Below are 15,487 nucleotides of genomic sequence, written 5' to 3' on the forward strand. Positions count from 1 at the left end.
CCAGGGTAGGTAACGGTCATCAAATCCACGTCAGGCCAGGCCGAGCAGCGAACCCAGGCTGGTCAGGCTGACGCCGGGGCTCCCGACGATGCCCGGCACACCCCGGGTGTCCCGCTCCTCGGCCAGCTCCTCCGCCGGCCGGTTGGCGTTCGCGTTGACGTCGCTCGAGGACGGCGCGACCGGCACCCCGCCGTACGGCGCGTTCTGCGCACCCCGGACGTTGATCGGGCTGCCCTTCGGTTCGGCACAGTACGCGTCCTCCTTCGCCGGCTTCGGCGAAGTGTCGGCTCCGGTGCGGTACTGCGAGTACGGCAGGTACCCCTTCGTGCACGCCGGCGGGTTGAAGAGGTTGAGCACCAGGCCGAGGTGTGCGGTGCCGTCGCCGGGCGCCACGCTGCTCGCCGCGCCGGCCAGCGCCGGGTAGGTGACCAGGCCCTGCTCGATGCCGTCGAGCCGGGTCACGGTCAGGTTGGCCGTGGTCAGCAGGTTCGCCGTCAGCGCGCCGAGGCCGGGCCCGGACTCCTTCAGCACCTGGCTGATCTGCGTCGCCACCTGCGGCGTGATGCCGATGAGCTTGCGCAGGTCACCGTCGGAGTTCTTCAGGGTCCCGGTGAGCTCGTTGAGGCTCTTGCTGAACGACGCGAAGTTCTCGGCCTCGTCGTTCTGCGTGTCCAGCACCTTGCCGCCCTGGTCGAGCAGCTGGATCGTCTGCGGCAGGTACTCCTGCGCGGTCGCGGTGAAGCTGCGCGCGGTGTCGAGCAGCTTCTGCAGGTCGCCGCCGGTGCCGCGGAAGGCGTCGTAGGACTCGTCGACCACCGTGCGCAGCGAGTCGACCGGGACCGACGCGGCGAGCGTGTCGAGGTCGCCGATCAGCCGGTCGGTGCTGAGCGGGGTGGTCGTCTTCGACGCCGGGATCACCGAGCCGCCCGCCAGGTACGGGCCCTTGTCGGCCTTAGGCTTGAGGTCGACGTACTGCTCGCCGACCGCCGACCGGTTGGCGACGACCGCGTCGAGGTCCGCGGGCACCTGCGGTGCCGACGGGTCGATGTTCAGGTCGGCTTCGAGCCCGGTCGGGGTCAGCCGCATCTCGCCGACCCGGCCGATGTTGTAGCCGCGGTAGGTGACCTCGGCGTTGGTGAAGATGCCGCCCGACTCGTTGAGCTGCAGCTTCACCGTGTAGCCGTCGTTGCCGAAGACGGTGCCGAGCCCGGCGAACCGGATCAGCGCGTACACGATCGCGACGACCGAAATGATCGCGAAGGCGACCAGCTGGAGTTTCGTCCGGCGTACCAGCATCAGCCCCCACCTCCCGGCAGGAGCCCGAAGAGGTTGCCGAGCCCCGGCTTCGACTGCCCGGACTGCGGCTGGCCGCTCTCCCCGGGGATCGGCAGCGGCGGGTTGCCCGACGCGCCTTCGGTACCGCCGGTCAGCCCCGCCAGCGGCAGCTGCCCGGACAGGATGTTCTGGCGGCTGTTGCCCAGGTTCTCGACGACCGTCTTCAGGTTCAGGTCCACCTTCGCGTACAGGTTGAAGTAGTCGCCCTTGACGCCGTTGACGGCCTGGTCGCTGAACGGGAACGTCAGCAGGATCTGCAGGGCCTTCGGCAGGTCGTTGCCCGCCTCGCCGAGCTTCTGCAGCGTCGGCGTCAGCGCCTTCAGGTCGGCGACGAGGTCCTTCTGCGAGCGGTTCACCGTGTCGGTGGCGACGCCGGAGAGGTTGTCCAGCGCCTGCAGCATCGTGACCAGCTGGCCGCGCTGCTGCTCCAGCACGCCGAGGCCGGGTCCGAGGTTGTCGACCGCGCCGACGAGCTTGTCCTTCTGGCCGTTCAGGGTCGAGGACAGCCGGTTCAGCCCGTCGATGGCCCGGGTGATGTTCCGCGACTGCTGGTCGAGGTTCGTGACCAGCTGGTTCGCGTTGTCCAGCAGCGCCTTGATGTCCGGCTCGCGGCCGGACGTGGCGTTGTTGAGCTCCTTGGTGATGGTGTTGAGCTGGTCGATGCCACCACCGTTGAGCAGCAGCGACAACGCACCGAGCAGCTCTTCGACCTCGACGCTGCGGTTCGTTCGGGCCAGCGGGATCGTCGCGTTGTCGGCGAGCTTGCCCTGGGCCTGGTCGTCGCCGGGCGAGGCCAGCTCGACGTACTTCTCACCGAGCAGGCTGGACTGCTTCACGTTGGCGATCGCGTTGGCCGGCAGCTTGATGCCGCCGTTGACCTTCAGCGTCACCAGCGCGTGCCAGCCGTCCTTGGTGAGCCCGACGTTCTCGACCCGGCCGACCGGCACCTCGTCGACCTTGACCCCGGCCTGCGGAGTCAGGTCGAGCACGTCCCGGAACTCGACGTTCACCGTGTACGGGTGGTCGCCGAGGTCGGCGCCGCCGGGCAGCGGCAGGTCGTAGATGCCCTTGAAGGCGCAGCCCGAGAGAACCAGCGCGGACACCGTGGCCAATGCCCCGACGGTCAGTAGCTTCCTCACTGGCCACCTCCGTAGAGCTGCCCGGCGATGGGCAGCGGCAGCGGCGGCAGCTGGCCCGCCTGGAGCGCCTGGACCGTCTGCGCCACGGACGGCAGCGGGATCACCTTGTCGACGACGCCGGCGATGCCCTCGCAGGCGCTGCCCAGCACGTCGGGGATGCCCTTGCCGGCCTGCTTGAGCAGCCGGCAGATCATCACCAGCGGCGGCTGGGTCAGCTCGTTGAGGTTCGGCCGGGCGTCGAGCGTGCCCGCCGAGCCGTTGTAGGTGTTGACCAGGTTGCTCAGGCCGACCGGCGCGACGTCGAGGATCTCGGCGAGCGAGCTGCGCTGGTCGACGAGCACCTTGGTGATGCCGGCCAGCTTGTCCACGTTGGACTTGAGCCGCTCGTGGTTCTGGTCGATGAACGCCTGCACCGAGGTGAGCGTGGTGCCGAGCTGCTGGACGGTCGCGGCGAGGTTGTCCTTTTCGGACGCGAGGTAGCCGCTGACGTCGGCGAGCTGGCTCTCGAAGCTGCGGACCTGCTTGTCGCTGTCGGCCAGCGTCTGCGAGAACTTGCCGAGGTTCTCCACGGTGGAGAACAGGTCGTCCTTGTTGCCCGACAGCGTGCCGGCCGCCTGGCCGAGCTTGGTGATCGTGTCGTGCAGGGCCTGGCCGTTGCCGTCGACGTTGGCCGCCGCGGTGGTCAGCAGGTTCGACAGCGACCCGTTCTTGTTGGCGCCGTTCGGGCCGAGGGTCTCGCTGACCCTGGCCAGGCTGGCCGCCAGCTGGTCGACCTCGAGGGGCACCTCGGTGCGGTCGAGGCCGATGACCGCGCCGTCGGAGATCCGCGGACCGCCGGTGTAGGCCGGGGCGAGCTGGACGTAGCGGTCCGACACCAGCGACGGCGCCACGATGAGCGCCTTGGCGTCGGCCGGGACGGCGACCGAGCGGTCGTACTCGAACTCGACCTTCACCTGGTTGCCCATGGGCTGGATCTTGGTGACCGTGCCCATGTCGACGCCGAGCATCCGCACGCTGTTGCCCTCGTACAGGCCGACGGCACCGGCGAAGTACGCGGTCAGGTGGTTGCGGCCGGCGTCCTTGAGCGTCCACCAGATCCCGCCGGCGACGACGAGCGCGAGGACGATCGCGATGGTGAAGCCCCGGGTCAGGGCCATTCCGAAGCGGGTGTCACTCATTTCGTGTAGCACCCCTCTTCGTTGATCGGGCCGAACGACGGCAGCACCAGGCCGCAGATGTAGTTGTCGAACCAGCGGCCGTTGCCGATGGTGTTGGTGAAGACGCGGATGAACGGCGCGAACTTCGCGATGCCCTGGGCCAGCGAGTCCTGGTTGCGCTGCAGCATCGACGTCAGCTGGTCCAGCGAGGTGAGCACCGGGTCGAGCTGCTTGCCGTTGTCGTCGATCAGGCCCTGCAGCTGCGTCGCGAGCTCACGCGAGCCGTTCAGCAGCGACGTGATCGCGTCTTCGCGCTTGGAGAGCTCGGCGAGCAACTGGTTGCCGTCGTCGAGCAGCTTCTGGACCTCGGTGTCGCGGTCGACCAGCGTCTGCGACACCTCGCGGGTGTTGGCCAGCAGGTTCGACAGCTGCGTGTCGCGCGAGGCGATCGTGTCCGACAGCTTCGACAGCCCGGACAGCGCGCCCTTCACGTCTTCCGGCGTGTTCGCGAACGTCCCCGAGATGGTGTCGAAGCTCTTCGCCAGCTGCTGGGTGTCGATGTTGTCGACCGTCTGCGACAGCCCGCGGAACGCGTCGAGCACGTCGTAGGGGGCCATCGTGCGGTCCCGCGGGATCCCGGTGCCCGGGTTCAGCGAGCCCTCGCCCTGCGGGTCCAGCGACAGGTACTTCTGGCCGAGCAGCGTCTTGATCTTGATCGCGGCGCTGGTCCGGTCGCCGAGCCAGGCGTCCTTGACCTTGAACGACACCTTGACCGACGCGCCGTCGAGCTCGATGTCGCTGACCTTGCCGACCTTGACGCCGGCGACCCGGACGTCGTTGTCCTTCTGCAGCCCGGAGGCCTCGCTGAACTCGGCGGTGTAGGTCGTCCCGCCGCCGATCACCGGCAGGTCGTCGGAGTTCAGCGCGGCGATGAAACCGAGGGCCAGTACGGCGATGCCGACCAGCGCGATCGGGACGGGGTTGCGCTTCTGGAAGGACTTCATCCCTTGCACCTCTCCCGGTTGAGAGGCACCAGCGGGAGCGACACTTCGGGGATCAAGGGGGGCAAGCTGACGCTCCCGGAGAACTCGCAGGCGTAGAAGTTGAACCAGGAGCCGTAGTCCGCGGTGCGGGTCAGCGTGCTCACCTTGGTCGGCAGGAACTGGATGAAGTGCTCCAGCTCCGGCTCGTTCTTGTTGAGCTGGTCCGTGAGGTTCCCGAGGGCGCTGATGTCGTTCTTCAGCGGCTCCCGGACGTCACCCAGCAGGCCCGACGTCGTCTCGGCCAGGTTGCCGAGGCTCTCGATCGCGTCGCCGATCGGCTTGCGGTCGGCGGCCAGCCCGGACACCAGCTGCTGCAGCTTGACGATCAGGTCGTTGAGCTGCGGGGTGTGCGCGTTGACCGTGTCGAGCACCGAGTTGAGGTTGTCGATGACCTGGCCGATCACCTGGTCCTTGTCGGCGATCGTGGTGGCCAGCGACGCCGTGTGCGACAGCAGGCTCTCCACGGTGCCGCCCTCGCCCTGCAGGACCTGGATGACCTCGTAGGACAGCTTGTTGACGTCGTCCGGGTTGAGCGCGGTGAACAGCGGCTTGAAGCCGTTGAACAGCTCGGTCAGGTCCAGCGCGGGGGTGGTGCGGTCCAGCGGGATGGTGCCGCCGGGGCCGAGGGTCTTCCCGCCGGAGTTCTCGCCCTCGCCGAGCGAGACGTAGCGCTGGCCGACCAGGTTGCGGAACTTGATCTGCGCGGTCACCCCGGCCGGCAGCGTCCGCCCGGCGTCGACCTCGAACTCGACCTCGGCCTGGCGCTTGTCGACGATCTTGACGTCCTTGACCTGCCCGACCCGGACGCCGGCGATGCGGACGTCGTCGTTGGGCAGCAGCAGCGTCGCGTCGGTGAAGCGCGCCTTGTAGGCGTTGGTGCTGGTGGTGTTGATGTTGGCGATGCTGATCCCGAGGATCGTCGTGAGCACCACGGTGACGACCACGAAGACGCCGAGCTTGATCAGCGGTGCGAGCAGTCCCCTCACTTCACCGTCACCTCCGCCCCGCGGTAGAGCGGTCCGACGAGCAGCGAGCTCCAGCCCGGGACGTCGGCCGCGTTCATGCCCAGCTGCGGGCCGAGGAGGTCGGCCAGGAAGCCCTGCTCCGCCGGCGAGTAGGCCAGATCTCCGCCGCTACCGTTGCCGCCGGCCGCGTCGGCCTTGAACTTGGCCGGGTTGAGGCCGTCGCCCACGGTCTTGGGCGCGGTCTGGTGCTTCGTGCCGTCCTGGAACGCGCCGTCCGGCGGCTCCGACGGGAACGGCTTGGGGATGTCCTTCATGTCGTAGCACCGCGGACCGCGCTTGTCCTCGAACCGCGGCTCCTCCTTGCCCGCTTGGTACGGCGCGCGCGGCACGATGATCTCGATCGTCGCGTGCAGGCCGGGCTTGTCGGTGCCCTTGCCGAGCGCCTGGTCGATCAGCGGCACGTTGTCGGCCATCTGCGAGATCACGCAGGGGTACTCCGGCGCGTACTTCGCCAGCAGTTCGGCCGTGGGCCGGGCGGTGCTGGCGAGGGAGATGATGTTGTCCTTGTTGTTCTGCAGGAACGTCTGCAGGTCCACCGAAGCCTGGGTCAGGCTGCCGTAGAGGTTCGAGAGGTTCTGCTGCTCGTCGACCACGGTCCGGGTCGTCGTGCTCAGGTTGTCGAGGCTCTGCACCAGGTCGGGCGCGGCGTCCTTGAGGTGGTCGGAGAACTCCGCGAGCGCCTTGAGGTTGTGCTGCAGCTCGGGCTCGTGCGGGTTCAGCTCGCCGATGTAGGTGCCCAGCTGCGTCAGCGTGTCGCCGAGCTGGTCGCCGCGGCCCTGCAGGGCCGTCGAGATGGCGGTGAGCGTCGCCGACAGCTTCTGCGGCTGCACCGCCTGCAGCACCGGCATCAGGTGCTCGAAGGCCTGGTCCAGCTCGACGGCGCTCGACGTGCGGTCCTGCGGGATGACGTCGCCGCTGGCCAGCGTCCTGGCCGACGGGTCCTTCGGGATCTCCAGCGAAACGAACCGCTCGCCGAAGAGCGTCTTGGGCAGGAACCGCGCCGAGACGTTCTCCGGGATCAGCTTCGCCGACTCCGGGCTGAGCGCGAGGGTCAGCTCCGCGCCGTGGTCGGTGGCGACGATGTCCTGGACCGAGCCGACGATCAGCCCGCGCACCTTGACGTCGGACTGCTTGATCAGCTGGTTGCCGATCTTGTCGGCCTGCAGCTTGACCGTGACGACGGACGTGAACGCCTTGTCGTACATGGCGATGGACAGCGCCACGCCGCCGACCATCACGGCGATGAGCGCCAGGCCCAGCAGCCTGCGTCGGAGCGTCCTCATCCCGCGATCCTTACCGTGACGTCGGTTCCCCAGATGGCGAAGCCGATGAAGAAGTTCATGATCGACACCGTGACGATGGACAGGCGCACGGCCTTGCCGACCGCGACGCCGACACCGGCCGGGCCGCCGGTCGCGCGGTACCCGAAGTAGCAGTGCGACAGGATGATCAGGACGCTGAAGATCAGCACCTTGATGAACGAATAGAGCACGTCCTGCGGTGGTAGGAACAGGTCGAAGTAGTGGTCATAGGTACCGGCCGACTGGTTGTAGATGTAGATGACGACCAGTCGTGACGCGAGGTACGAGCTCAGCAGGCCGATGATGTAGAGCGGGATGACCGCGACGAACCCGGCGATGATCCGCGTCGTCACCAGGTACGGCAGGCTCGGCACACCCATGACTTCCAGCGCGTCGATCTCCTCGGAGATCCGCATGGCGCCCAGCTGCGCGGTGAACCCGGCGCCGACCGTGGCGCTCAAGGCGAGGCCGGCGACCAGCGGCGCGATCTCGCGGGTGTTGAAGAACGCCGTCAGGAAGCCGGTGAAGGCCGACGTCCCGATCGAGTTCAGCGCCGAGTAGCCCTGGAGGCCGACGAGGACACCGGTGAACAGCGTCAGGCCGACCATCACGCCCACCGTGCCGCCGATGACCGCGAGCGAACCGGACCCGAAGCTCACCTCGGCCAGCAGCCGGAGGACTTCCTTCGTGTAGCGGCGCAGCGTCCGCGGTGTCCACAGCAACGCCCGGCCGTAGAACGACATCTGGTCACCCAAGGTGTCCAGTGTCTGGAGGGGTCGGTTGGCGACGCGTTTCGCGCCCTGGAGGAACGTCATGGCGCTAGTCCAGCTTTCCGGGCACGATCTGCAGGTAGATCAGGGTGATCACGAAGTTCACGACGAACAGCATGAGGAACGTGATGACCACCGACTGGTTCACCGCGTCCCCGACGCCCTTGGGGCCGCCGGTGGGGTTGAGGCCCCGGTAGGACGCGACGACGGCGGCGATGAACCCGAAGATCAGCGCCTTGAGCTCACCGACCCAGAGGTCGGGCAGCTGCGCGAGGGCGGAGAAGCTCGCCAGGTACGCGCCCGGCGTCCCGCCCTGCAGCACGACGTTGAAGAAGTAGCCGCCCAGCACACCGATGACGCTGACCATGCCGTTGAGCAGCAACGCGATCAGCATCATCGCGAGGGTGCGCGGCACGATCAGCCGCTGCACCGCGGAGACGCCGAGCACCTCCATCGCGGCGATCTCTTCTCGGATGGTGCGAGCGCCGATGTCGGCGCAGACGGCCGAGCCGCCCGCGCCCGCCACCAGCAGCGCGGTGACCAGCGGACTGGCCTGCTGCACGGTGGCGAGCACGGAGCCCGCGCCGGTGTAGGACTGCGCGCCCAGCTGGCGGGCGAGCGAACCGAACTGCAGCGAGATGACCGCGCCGAAGGGGATGGCCACCAGGGCCGTCGGCAGGATGGTCACGCTCGCGATGAACCACGACTGCTGGATGAACTCCCGCAGCTGGAACGGGCGCTGGAAGATGCCACGAACGATGTCGAGGCCGAGGGCGAACAGGTTCCCGGTTTCGCGGAGCATGCCGATCCCGGGGATCTTCGCCTGTGAAGCGGGAGAGCTCACCTGCCACCTGGCCCGTTGCTCGGTGGCATCCGGTGCGTGCCGGGTCTCGGCGGCTGGCCGCCGCCCGGGATCCGGGCCACCTGGTCGGCGGGCAGCTGCCCGTGGTGCTGGTTCGGGACGCCGTCGCCCTGGCGGGCACCCGCCGGGACCTGCTGCTGTTGCTGCTGCTGGGCCTGCGCGACGCGCCGCGGGCTGACGCCGTAGTGGCGCTGCTCGTCCGGCGACAGGGAGGCGATGATGCTCTGCTGCGCGGCGTCCGGCAGGCGGTGCATGATCTCCATGACCCGGTCCTTGCGGCGGACCCCGCCCATCCGCGTCGGCACGCCCGGCGTCGTCTGCATCTGCGGCGGCACCCCGGTGACGTCCTCGACCCCGCCCGCGTGGTGACCGGCGTCGAACATCGCCTGCTCGGCGGCCATCTGGGCGGAGTCCTTCTCCTCGGACATGCCGATCGGGCCCTGCATCTTGCCGTTGAGGAACTGCTTGACGACCGGCTCTTCGCTGGTCAGCAGCACCTCGCGGGGGCCGAACATGACCAGTTCCTTGCGGAAGAGCATGCCCAGGTTGTCCGGGACCGTGCGGGCCAGGTTGATGTTGTGCGTGACGATCAGGAACGTCGCGTCGATCTGCGCGTTGACGTCGAGGAACAGCTGCGAAATGTAGGTGGTGCGGACCGGGTCGAGACCCGAGTCCGGCTCGTCGACCAGGATGATCTCCGGGTCCAGCACGAGGGCGCGGGCGAGGCCGGCGCGCTTGCGCATACCGCCGGAGATCTCACCGGGGAGCTTCTTGTCGGCGCCGTTCAGACCGGTCATGTCGAGCTTCTCGAGGACGATCCGGCGGATTTCCGTCTCGGACTTCTTCGTGTGCTCGCGCAGCGGGAAGGCGACGTTGTCGTAGAGGTTCATCGAGCCGAACAGCGCGCCGTCCTGGAAGAGGACGCCGAAGAGCTTCCGGATCTCGTACAGCTTGTGCTCGGAGCAGGTGACGATGTCCACCCCGTTGATCACACAGCGGCCGCGGTCGGGCTTGAGCAGCCCGATCATCGACTTGAGGAACACCGACTTGCCGGTTCCCGACGGACCGAGCATCGCCGACACCTCGCCCGGAGGCAGTGTCAACGTGACGTCCCGCCAGATGGCCTGCTTACCGAAGGACTTGGTCAGACCTTCGATGACCACCTCGGCACCCATCGCACCTCCAGGAGCTGTTCCGCGTCATTGCGCCCGCTGCCACACCCAAGCCACCCCACGTCGGCGGCAGGTGCGGGCCGGGGCCCCATGAACCCGCGTCAACCAGGTGCAACGAGCTGAGTGCGAACAGGTTACTCACCAGTTTTCTTTTCTGGCCAGACCCGGATCCATCGTCACCCCGCCGTGATCGGCATCGGGAGGCACGGTAGTCCATTCGGGGCAACGACGCAGATCTCCGGAGCCCGGAACCCTCGATTTAGGGACTCGGGGCTATTCGGACACCGCTCCTAGGGGATCACGGTGAAAGCGGCGAGGACCAGCAGGAACAGCACGGGCGCGACCACGGCCGCCGGCGAAAGCGTCACCAGGGGCTTGCGGGCGGACAGCTGCTGCGCGAGGAGTTCGAGGTGCTGCGAGTCGGTCATGGTCATCGAATCGCTTCGAGAGCCGTCCGCGCAACACGGAAGGGGCGGGCATCCGAGTGGATGCCCGCCCCTTCTCGAGGTGGTGCACAGGCGCTCGCGCGCCCGGGATCACTTGATGGAGATCTTGGCGCCCGCGGCCTCGAGCTTCTCCTTGGCGGCCTCGGCGGCCTCCTTGTCGACCTTCTCCAGGAGGGCCTTGGGAGCGGCCTCGACCAGCTCCTTGGCCTCCTTCAGGCCCAGACCGGAGACGACCTCGCGGACGACCTTGATGACCTGGATCTTCTTGTCGCCCGCGCCCTCGAGGATGACGTCGAACTCGTCCTGCTCCTCGACCGGGGCGGCAGCGGCGGCGGCCGGGCCGGCGGCGACGGCGACCGGCGCGGCGGCGGTGACGTCGAAGACCTCTTCGAACTCCTTCACGAACTCGGACAGCTCGAGGAGGGTCAGCTCCTTGAAGGCGTCGATCAGCTCGGCGGTGCTCAGCTTCGCCATGATGGCTTCCTCTCAGAAAAACGAACTAGACGTTCGGGGTGGGGGGTGGTTCAGCTCTCGGCGGGTGCTTCGGCTGCTTCGGTACCGGCGGCGTTGCGCTGCTTCTCCTCCAGCGCGGCAGCCAGGCGGGCGACCTGGGACGCCGGCGCCTGGAACAGCGCGGCGGCCTGGGAGAGCTTCGCCTTGAACGCGCCCGCCGCCTTGGCGAGCAGGACCTCACGGCTGTCGAGATCGGCGATCCGGTTGATCTCGTCCACGGACAGCGCTTTGCCGTCCATGTAGCCGCCCTTGATCACAAGCGCGTTGTTGTCCTTCGCGAAGTCGCGAAGCGCCTTGGCGGCGTCGACCGCTTCACCCTCGACGAAGGCGATGGCGGTGGCGCCGACGAACAGGTTCTCGAGACCCTTGACGCCGGCGTCCTCAGCGGCACGCTTGACGAGGGTGTTCTTCGCGACCCGGTACTTGGCACTGGTGCCGAGAGCGCGGCGCAGCTGGGACAGCTGGGACACGGAGAGGCCGGTGTACTGGGTAACGACGGTGGCCGAGCTGGTGCGGAAGCTCTCCGCGATCTCGGCGACGGCCGCCACCTTGTCGGGCTTCGCCATGGTCGCCTCCTCTCTTGGCTAGTGTTTCCACTGGCGCCGAGGGGCCCCCGATACGACGAAACGCCCTCGCGCAAGCAGGCGCGGGGCGTCATACGGCACACAGGGTGCCGAGCCTCGTTCCTCCTGCGCGGGCCGCCCGACGAGTTGCGGGACCTTCGTTCCCCGTCTCGGACGGGGAAAACCAGCGGTCTTCGGTAGAACGTCGTCAAGAATACCTCGTCAGGCCGACAGGCCTTCTCCGACCCCCACGTTCCCGGCGGCGTGGGGCATCATGGTCACGTGGCGGAGCAGCGCGATGACGGAAAGCCGGGCTCGGAAATCGAACCGGCGGGGCCGAACGCGCCCGCTTCTTCCGGTGGTCCGCAGCCGCCGGTGGATCCGGCGCAGCTCGAGGAGTTCAGGCAGTTCCAGCAGTTCCAGGACTACTTGAGGTTCACGCAGTCCCAGCAGGGCAACCAGCCGGCACCTCCGTCGGACGCGGGAGTCGTCCAGGCACCGACGTCTCAGCCGGTCGCCCAGCAGGGCGGCCAGCCGCCGGTTGTTCCCCCGGGTTACCAGCTGGTCCCGACCGAGCGCCGCCGGGCGCCGAAGTGGGTGAGCTGGCTCGGCAAGAAGGTCATCGCGTGGGTACTGGCGATCGTGATCCTGGGCCTGGCGGGGACGTGGCTGTACAACCACTTCTTCCCCAACGACGCCGGCAAGACGTCGGCCCAGCTGGCCCAAGAAGGCGGCGGGACCTATCACACCAACCGCATCCTCTCGACCAGTCCGTACGAGGCGGTCCGCGAGGTCTACGACGCCATCGCGCAGAACCTCGTGCCGCAGGCCTGCGGGCGGATGGACGAGCCCATCCAGCAGAAGTTCGCCCAGGACCTGGGCTACGCCGACTGCCAGGTGGCGGTGCACGAGCTGAACCGCAAGGTCACCAGCAAGAACGACTACGCCGAGTCGATGCCGTCGTACGTGTCGGAGCCCCTGCCCGGCGACCGGTTCACGATCAGCTCCTGCCGGTTCGGCATCAAGGGCGGTCCCGCGCTCGGCGCGTTCACCGTGCAGAAGGTCGACAAGAGCCAGTGGCTGATCGTCGCGCACACCAACGAACCCACGCCGTGCCCGGCGGCGCCGCCGACCAGCTGACTCAGCGGGGGTGCGGCGCCGTCAGGAACGTCACCAGTGCCTCCGAGAACGCCGGGGACATCACCGCCGTCATGTGGTCGCCCGGAATGCGGACCAGCCTGGCGCCCGCGATCGCCGCCGCCAGGCGTTCCGGCTCCGCGGCCAGTGGGTCCTGGTCCCCCGCCAGTACCAGTGTCGGGACGCCGATCGACGACAGGTTCAGGTGTCCTTCGCGCGAGGCCAGTGCCACTGCCGCCAGCGCCTGGCGGTCGCCGCCGACCGCGTCGGCCAGGAGGCGGAACGGGACTCCCGATGGCGGGACCGTCGACGGGTCCTCCGCCAGCAGGGCTGACGCGATGTCGGCCGGCTTGACGACCCGGGTGTCGACGCCGCCGAAGTCGACGATGCCCGAACCCACGCCGCCCGTTGCCAGGCAGCGGATGCGCTTGTCGGCCGCCGTGGCCGTCAGGGCGATGATCGCGCCCATCGAGTAGCCGACCAGGGAGACCTCGTCGAGGCGCAGCTCGTCCAGCAGGGCCGAGACGTCCCGGGCCATGCTGTCCTCGGTGTAGCGGGACTCGTCGTGCGGCTTCTCGGAACGGCCGTGGCCGCGCGCGTCCAGCGAGATCACCGTCAGGCCGGCCTTGCGCAGCGCGGCGACGACGCCGGTCGAGATCCAGTTCGCGTTCGTGTCGGCCGCGAAGCCGTGCTGCAGCAGCACCGGGCGGTGGGCGGCGTCGCCCTCCCAGACGGTGTAGTTCAACCGGAGGCCGTCGAACGACGCGAAAGTCGGCATGACCTCCATCAGACACGAAGAAAGGGCGCCCCCGCAGCAAGCGGGGACGCCCTTTCCGGTGATGTCCGACTCAGACGTTCGCGTCCTCGGAAAGGAGGTTGCGGGTCCGCAGCGGGTCGACCGGGATGCCCGGACCCATCGTCGTGGTGAAGGTGACCTTCTTCAGGTACCGGCCCTTCGCCGACGACGGCTTGGCGCGGAGGATCTCGTCCAGCGCGGCGGCGTAGTTCTCGACCAGCTTCTCCGTGTCGAAGGAAGCCTTGCCGATCACCAGGTGCAGGTTGGCCTGCTTGTCGACGCGGAAGTTGATCTTACCGCCCTTGATGTCCTTCACGGCCTTCTCGACCGCGGGGGTCACCGTGCCGGTCTTCGGGTTCGGCATCAGGCCACGCGGGCCGAGGATGCGGGCGATGCGGCCCACCTTGGCCATCTGGTCCGGCGTCGCGATCGCGGCGTCGAAGTCGAGCCAGCCACCCTGGATGCGCTCGATCAGCTCGTCGGTGCCGACCGCGTCCGCACCGGCGGCCTCGGCCTCGGCGGCCTTGTCGCCGACGGCGAAGACGATGACGCGGGCGGTCTTACCGGTGCCGTGCGGCAGGTTCACGGTGCCGCGGACCATCTGGTCGGCCTTGCGCGGGTCCACACCGAGACGCATCGCGACCTCGACGGTCGCGTCCATCTTGGTCTTGGAGGTTTCCTTCGCCAGCTTCGCGGCCTCGATCGGCGCGTACAGCCGCGCCTTGTCGACGAGCTCCGCAGCCTGGCGGTATGCCTTGCTGTGCTTGGTCATGCTTCTGTCCTTAACTTCGAAAACGGATCAGTGTGGTGACGAGCCGCACGGGGCTCTCCCACGGGTAAAGCTGCAGACGTCAGGCGTCGACGACCGTGATGCCCATGGAGCGGGCGGTGCCGGCGATGATCTTCGCCGCCTGGTCGATGTCGTGCGCGTTGAGGTCGGACTCCTTGGTCTTGGCGATGTCGCGGACCTGGTCCCAAGTGACCTTGGCGACCTTGGTCTTGTGCGGCTCGCCCGAGCCCTTTTCGACACCAGCGGCCTTGAGCAGCAGGCGCGCGGCCGGCGGCGTCTTCAGCTTGAAGTCGAACGACCGGTCTTCGTACACGGAGATCTCGACCGGGACGACGTCCCCGCGCTGCGACTCGGTCGCGGCGTTGTAGGCCTTGCAGAACTCCATGATGTTGACGCCGTGCTGACCCAACGCGGGGCCGACCGGCGGCGCGGGGTTGGCCGCACCCGCCTTGATCTGCAGCTTGATGATCGCCGCAAGCTTCTTCTTCTTGGGTGGCATTTCTTTTCCTGTCCTGTACTACGTTCCCCGCGTACCTGCCGTGGACGTGGGGACTGCGGCCGCGCTGCAGCCGTCAGATCTTGGAGACCTGCGTGAACGACAGCTCGACCGGGGTCTCCCGGCCGAAGATCGACACCAGGACCTTCAGCTTCTGCCCGTCGACGTTGACCTCGGAGATCGTCGCCGGCAGCGTCGCGAACGGGCCGTCCATGACCGTGACCGACTCGCCGATCTCGAAGTCGACCTCGACGGCCGGGCCACCGAGCGGAGCGGCGGTCGTGGCGGAATCGCCCTTGCCGCCCTTCGCCGGGGCTTCCTTCTCGACGCGCGGGGCGAGGAACTTCAGCACCTCGTCCACGGTCAGCGGCGACGGCCGCGAGGTGGCGCCGACGAACCCGGTGACGCCCGGCGTGTTGCGCACCGCGCTCCACGAGGCGTCGTTCAGGTCCATCCGGACCAGGATGTAGCCGGGCAGCACCTTGCGCTGCACCTGCTTGCGCTGGCCGTTCTTGATCTCGGTGACCTCTTCGGTCGGGACCTCGATCTGGAAGATGTAGTCCTCGACGTCCAGCGTCGTGGTGCGGGTCTCGAGGTTGGTCTTGACCTTGTTCTCGTACCCCGCGTAGGAGTGCACGACGTACCACTCGCCCGGCGCGGCGACCAGCTCGGCGCGCAGCGTGGCGACGGGGTCGTCGTCCGCCGCGGCGGGCTCGGCCTCGGCGTCGTCGGAGGCGGCTTCGTCTTCGGTGCTCTCGTCGCTGGAAGCGGCTTCGTCGACCTCGTCGGACACCTCGACGGGCTCCAGGTGCGCGGACTCCTCGTCACCGAGTGCCGCGTGCACCTGCTCGTCGGAAAGCTCGGTCAGGTCATGACCGGCTGATGTGCCGTTGTCGGAGGTCACGTTCCGTCCTCTCAGTTGATCATTGCCGGGGTCAGGCC

At 68.2% G+C, this 15,487-nt stretch carries 17 protein-coding genes; 1 reads left to right on the forward strand and 16 read right to left on the reverse strand.

Going from position 1 to position 15,487, the window contains the following annotated elements:
* Positions 1-30 precede the first annotated feature (30 nt).
* From ACZ7PG_RS14485 to rplJ, 12 genes are all read right to left on the reverse strand, one after another.
* Positions 31-1,296: an MCE family protein gene (locus ACZ7PG_RS14485; protein WP_470239542.1), complete on the reverse strand. Its 1,266-nt coding sequence runs from the start codon at positions 1,294-1,296 to the stop codon at positions 31-33.
* Entirely contained in the window at positions 1,296-2,474 is a 1,179-nt protein-coding gene (locus tag ACZ7PG_RS14490) for an MCE family protein (protein ID WP_470239543.1), read from the reverse strand. The genes ACZ7PG_RS14485 and ACZ7PG_RS14490 overlap by 1 nt, the downstream gene beginning before the upstream one ends.
* Positions 2,471-3,652: an MCE family protein gene (locus ACZ7PG_RS14495; protein ID WP_470239544.1), complete on the reverse strand. Its 1,182-nt coding sequence runs from the start codon at positions 3,650-3,652 to the stop codon at positions 2,471-2,473. Before ACZ7PG_RS14495 ends, ACZ7PG_RS14490 begins: the two co-directional genes overlap by 4 nt.
* Complete coding sequence (locus ACZ7PG_RS14500) at positions 3,649-4,635, reverse strand: MCE family protein (RefSeq protein ID WP_470239545.1); 987 nt, start codon at positions 4,633-4,635, stop codon at positions 3,649-3,651. The genes ACZ7PG_RS14495 and ACZ7PG_RS14500 overlap by 4 nt, the downstream gene beginning before the upstream one ends.
* The gene (locus ACZ7PG_RS14505; RefSeq protein ID WP_470239546.1) at positions 4,632-5,660 is read right to left on the reverse strand and encodes an MCE family protein; all 1,029 of its coding nucleotides are present in this window, start codon (positions 5,658-5,660) and stop codon (positions 4,632-4,634) included. The genes ACZ7PG_RS14500 and ACZ7PG_RS14505 overlap by 4 nt, the downstream gene beginning before the upstream one ends.
* A complete protein-coding gene (locus ACZ7PG_RS14510) occupies positions 5,657-6,982 on the reverse strand; it encodes an MCE family protein (protein WP_470239547.1) in 1,326 nt (441 codons plus the stop codon). Before ACZ7PG_RS14510 ends, ACZ7PG_RS14505 begins: the two co-directional genes overlap by 4 nt.
* Complete coding sequence (locus ACZ7PG_RS14515; RefSeq protein ID WP_284747835.1) at positions 6,979-7,815, reverse strand: MlaE family ABC transporter permease; 837 nt, start codon at positions 7,813-7,815, stop codon at positions 6,979-6,981. Before ACZ7PG_RS14515 ends, ACZ7PG_RS14510 begins: the two co-directional genes overlap by 4 nt.
* A 4-nt stretch (positions 7,816-7,819) precedes the next feature.
* Positions 7,820-8,572, reverse strand: coding sequence for an MlaE family ABC transporter permease (locus ACZ7PG_RS14520; RefSeq protein ID WP_470240760.1), 753 nt, complete (start codon positions 8,570-8,572; stop codon positions 7,820-7,822).
* 38 nt (positions 8,573-8,610) lie between these two features.
* Entirely contained in the window at positions 8,611-9,807 is a 1,197-nt protein-coding gene (locus ACZ7PG_RS14525) for an ABC transporter ATP-binding protein (protein ID WP_470239548.1), read from the reverse strand.
* A 287-nt stretch (positions 9,808-10,094) separates the two neighbouring features.
* On the reverse strand, positions 10,095-10,238 hold the full coding sequence (locus ACZ7PG_RS14530) for a hypothetical protein (RefSeq protein ID WP_470239549.1): 144 nt from the start codon (positions 10,236-10,238) through the stop codon (positions 10,095-10,097).
* Between the two features lie 102 nt (positions 10,239-10,340).
* Positions 10,341-10,724, reverse strand: a complete 384-nt coding sequence (gene rplL / locus ACZ7PG_RS14535; protein WP_284747833.1) for a 50S ribosomal protein L7/L12 — start codon at positions 10,722-10,724, stop codon at positions 10,341-10,343.
* Between the two features lie 50 nt (positions 10,725-10,774).
* Positions 10,775-11,329: a 50S ribosomal protein L10 gene (gene rplJ / locus ACZ7PG_RS14540; RefSeq protein WP_155548847.1), complete on the reverse strand. Its 555-nt coding sequence runs from the start codon at positions 11,327-11,329 to the stop codon at positions 10,775-10,777.
* A 279-nt stretch (positions 11,330-11,608) separates the two neighbouring features.
* On the opposite strand from rplJ, the gene ACZ7PG_RS14545 reads away from it, so the two are divergent.
* The gene (locus ACZ7PG_RS14545; RefSeq protein WP_470239550.1) at positions 11,609-12,466 is read left to right on the forward strand and encodes a hypothetical protein; all 858 of its coding nucleotides are present in this window, start codon (positions 11,609-11,611) and stop codon (positions 12,464-12,466) included.
* Position 12,467: 1 nt separating this feature from the next.
* Here ACZ7PG_RS14545 and ACZ7PG_RS14550 read toward each other — a convergent pair whose 3' ends face one another.
* From ACZ7PG_RS14550 to nusG, 4 genes are all read right to left on the reverse strand, one after another.
* A complete protein-coding gene (locus ACZ7PG_RS14550; RefSeq protein WP_470239551.1) occupies positions 12,468-13,241 on the reverse strand; it encodes an alpha/beta fold hydrolase in 774 nt (257 codons plus the stop codon).
* 70 nt (positions 13,242-13,311) lie between these two features.
* Positions 13,312-14,031, reverse strand: a complete 720-nt coding sequence (rplA, locus tag ACZ7PG_RS14555; RefSeq protein WP_086675533.1) for a 50S ribosomal protein L1 — start codon at positions 14,029-14,031, stop codon at positions 13,312-13,314.
* Between the two features lie 79 nt (positions 14,032-14,110).
* Positions 14,111-14,548, reverse strand: a complete 438-nt coding sequence (gene rplK / locus ACZ7PG_RS14560; RefSeq protein ID WP_470239552.1) for a 50S ribosomal protein L11 — start codon at positions 14,546-14,548, stop codon at positions 14,111-14,113.
* A 73-nt stretch (positions 14,549-14,621) separates the two neighbouring features.
* Positions 14,622-15,449, reverse strand: coding sequence for a transcription termination/antitermination protein NusG (gene nusG, locus ACZ7PG_RS14565; RefSeq protein ID WP_470239553.1), 828 nt, complete (start codon positions 15,447-15,449; stop codon positions 14,622-14,624).
* Positions 15,450-15,487 lie beyond the last annotated feature (38 nt).

It is taken from the genome of Amycolatopsis sp. NPDC114504, from assembly GCF_055633595.1.

Coding starts and splice junctions, on each gene's coding strand:
- ACZ7PG_RS14530 (WP_470239549.1), bottom strand. CDS start 10,238: ATGACCATGACCGACTCGCAGCACCTCGAACTCCTCGCGCAGCAGCTG.
- ACZ7PG_RS14485 (WP_470239542.1), bottom strand. CDS start 1,296: ATGCTGGTACGCCGGACGAAACTCCAGCTGGTCGCCTTCGCGATCATT.
- rplJ (WP_155548847.1), bottom strand. CDS start 11,329: ATGGCGAAGCCCGACAAGGTGGCGGCCGTCGCCGAGATCGCGGAGAGC.
- rplL (WP_284747833.1), bottom strand. CDS start 10,724: ATGGCGAAGCTGAGCACCGCCGAGCTGATCGACGCCTTCAAGGAGCTG.
- ACZ7PG_RS14495 (WP_470239544.1), bottom strand. CDS start 3,652: ATGAGTGACACCCGCTTCGGAATGGCCCTGACCCGGGGCTTCACCATC.
- rplA (WP_086675533.1), bottom strand. CDS start 14,031: ATGACCAAGCACAGCAAGGCATACCGCCAGGCTGCGGAGCTCGTCGAC.
- ACZ7PG_RS14520 (WP_470240760.1), bottom strand. CDS start 8,572: ATGCTCCGCGAAACCGGGAACCTGTTCGCCCTCGGCCTCGACATCGTT.
- ACZ7PG_RS14500 (WP_470239545.1), bottom strand. CDS start 4,635: ATGAAGTCCTTCCAGAAGCGCAACCCCGTCCCGATCGCGCTGGTCGGC.
- ACZ7PG_RS14510 (WP_470239547.1), bottom strand. CDS start 6,982: ATGAGGACGCTCCGACGCAGGCTGCTGGGCCTGGCGCTCATCGCCGTG.
- ACZ7PG_RS14550 (WP_470239551.1), bottom strand. CDS start 13,241: ATGCCGACTTTCGCGTCGTTCGACGGCCTCCGGTTGAACTACACCGTC.
- ACZ7PG_RS14525 (WP_470239548.1), bottom strand. CDS start 9,807: ATGGGTGCCGAGGTGGTCATCGAAGGTCTGACCAAGTCCTTCGGTAAG.
- ACZ7PG_RS14515 (WP_284747835.1), bottom strand. CDS start 7,815: ATGACGTTCCTCCAGGGCGCGAAACGCGTCGCCAACCGACCCCTCCAG.
- rplK (WP_470239552.1), bottom strand. CDS start 14,548: ATGCCACCCAAGAAGAAGAAGCTTGCGGCGATCATCAAGCTGCAGATC.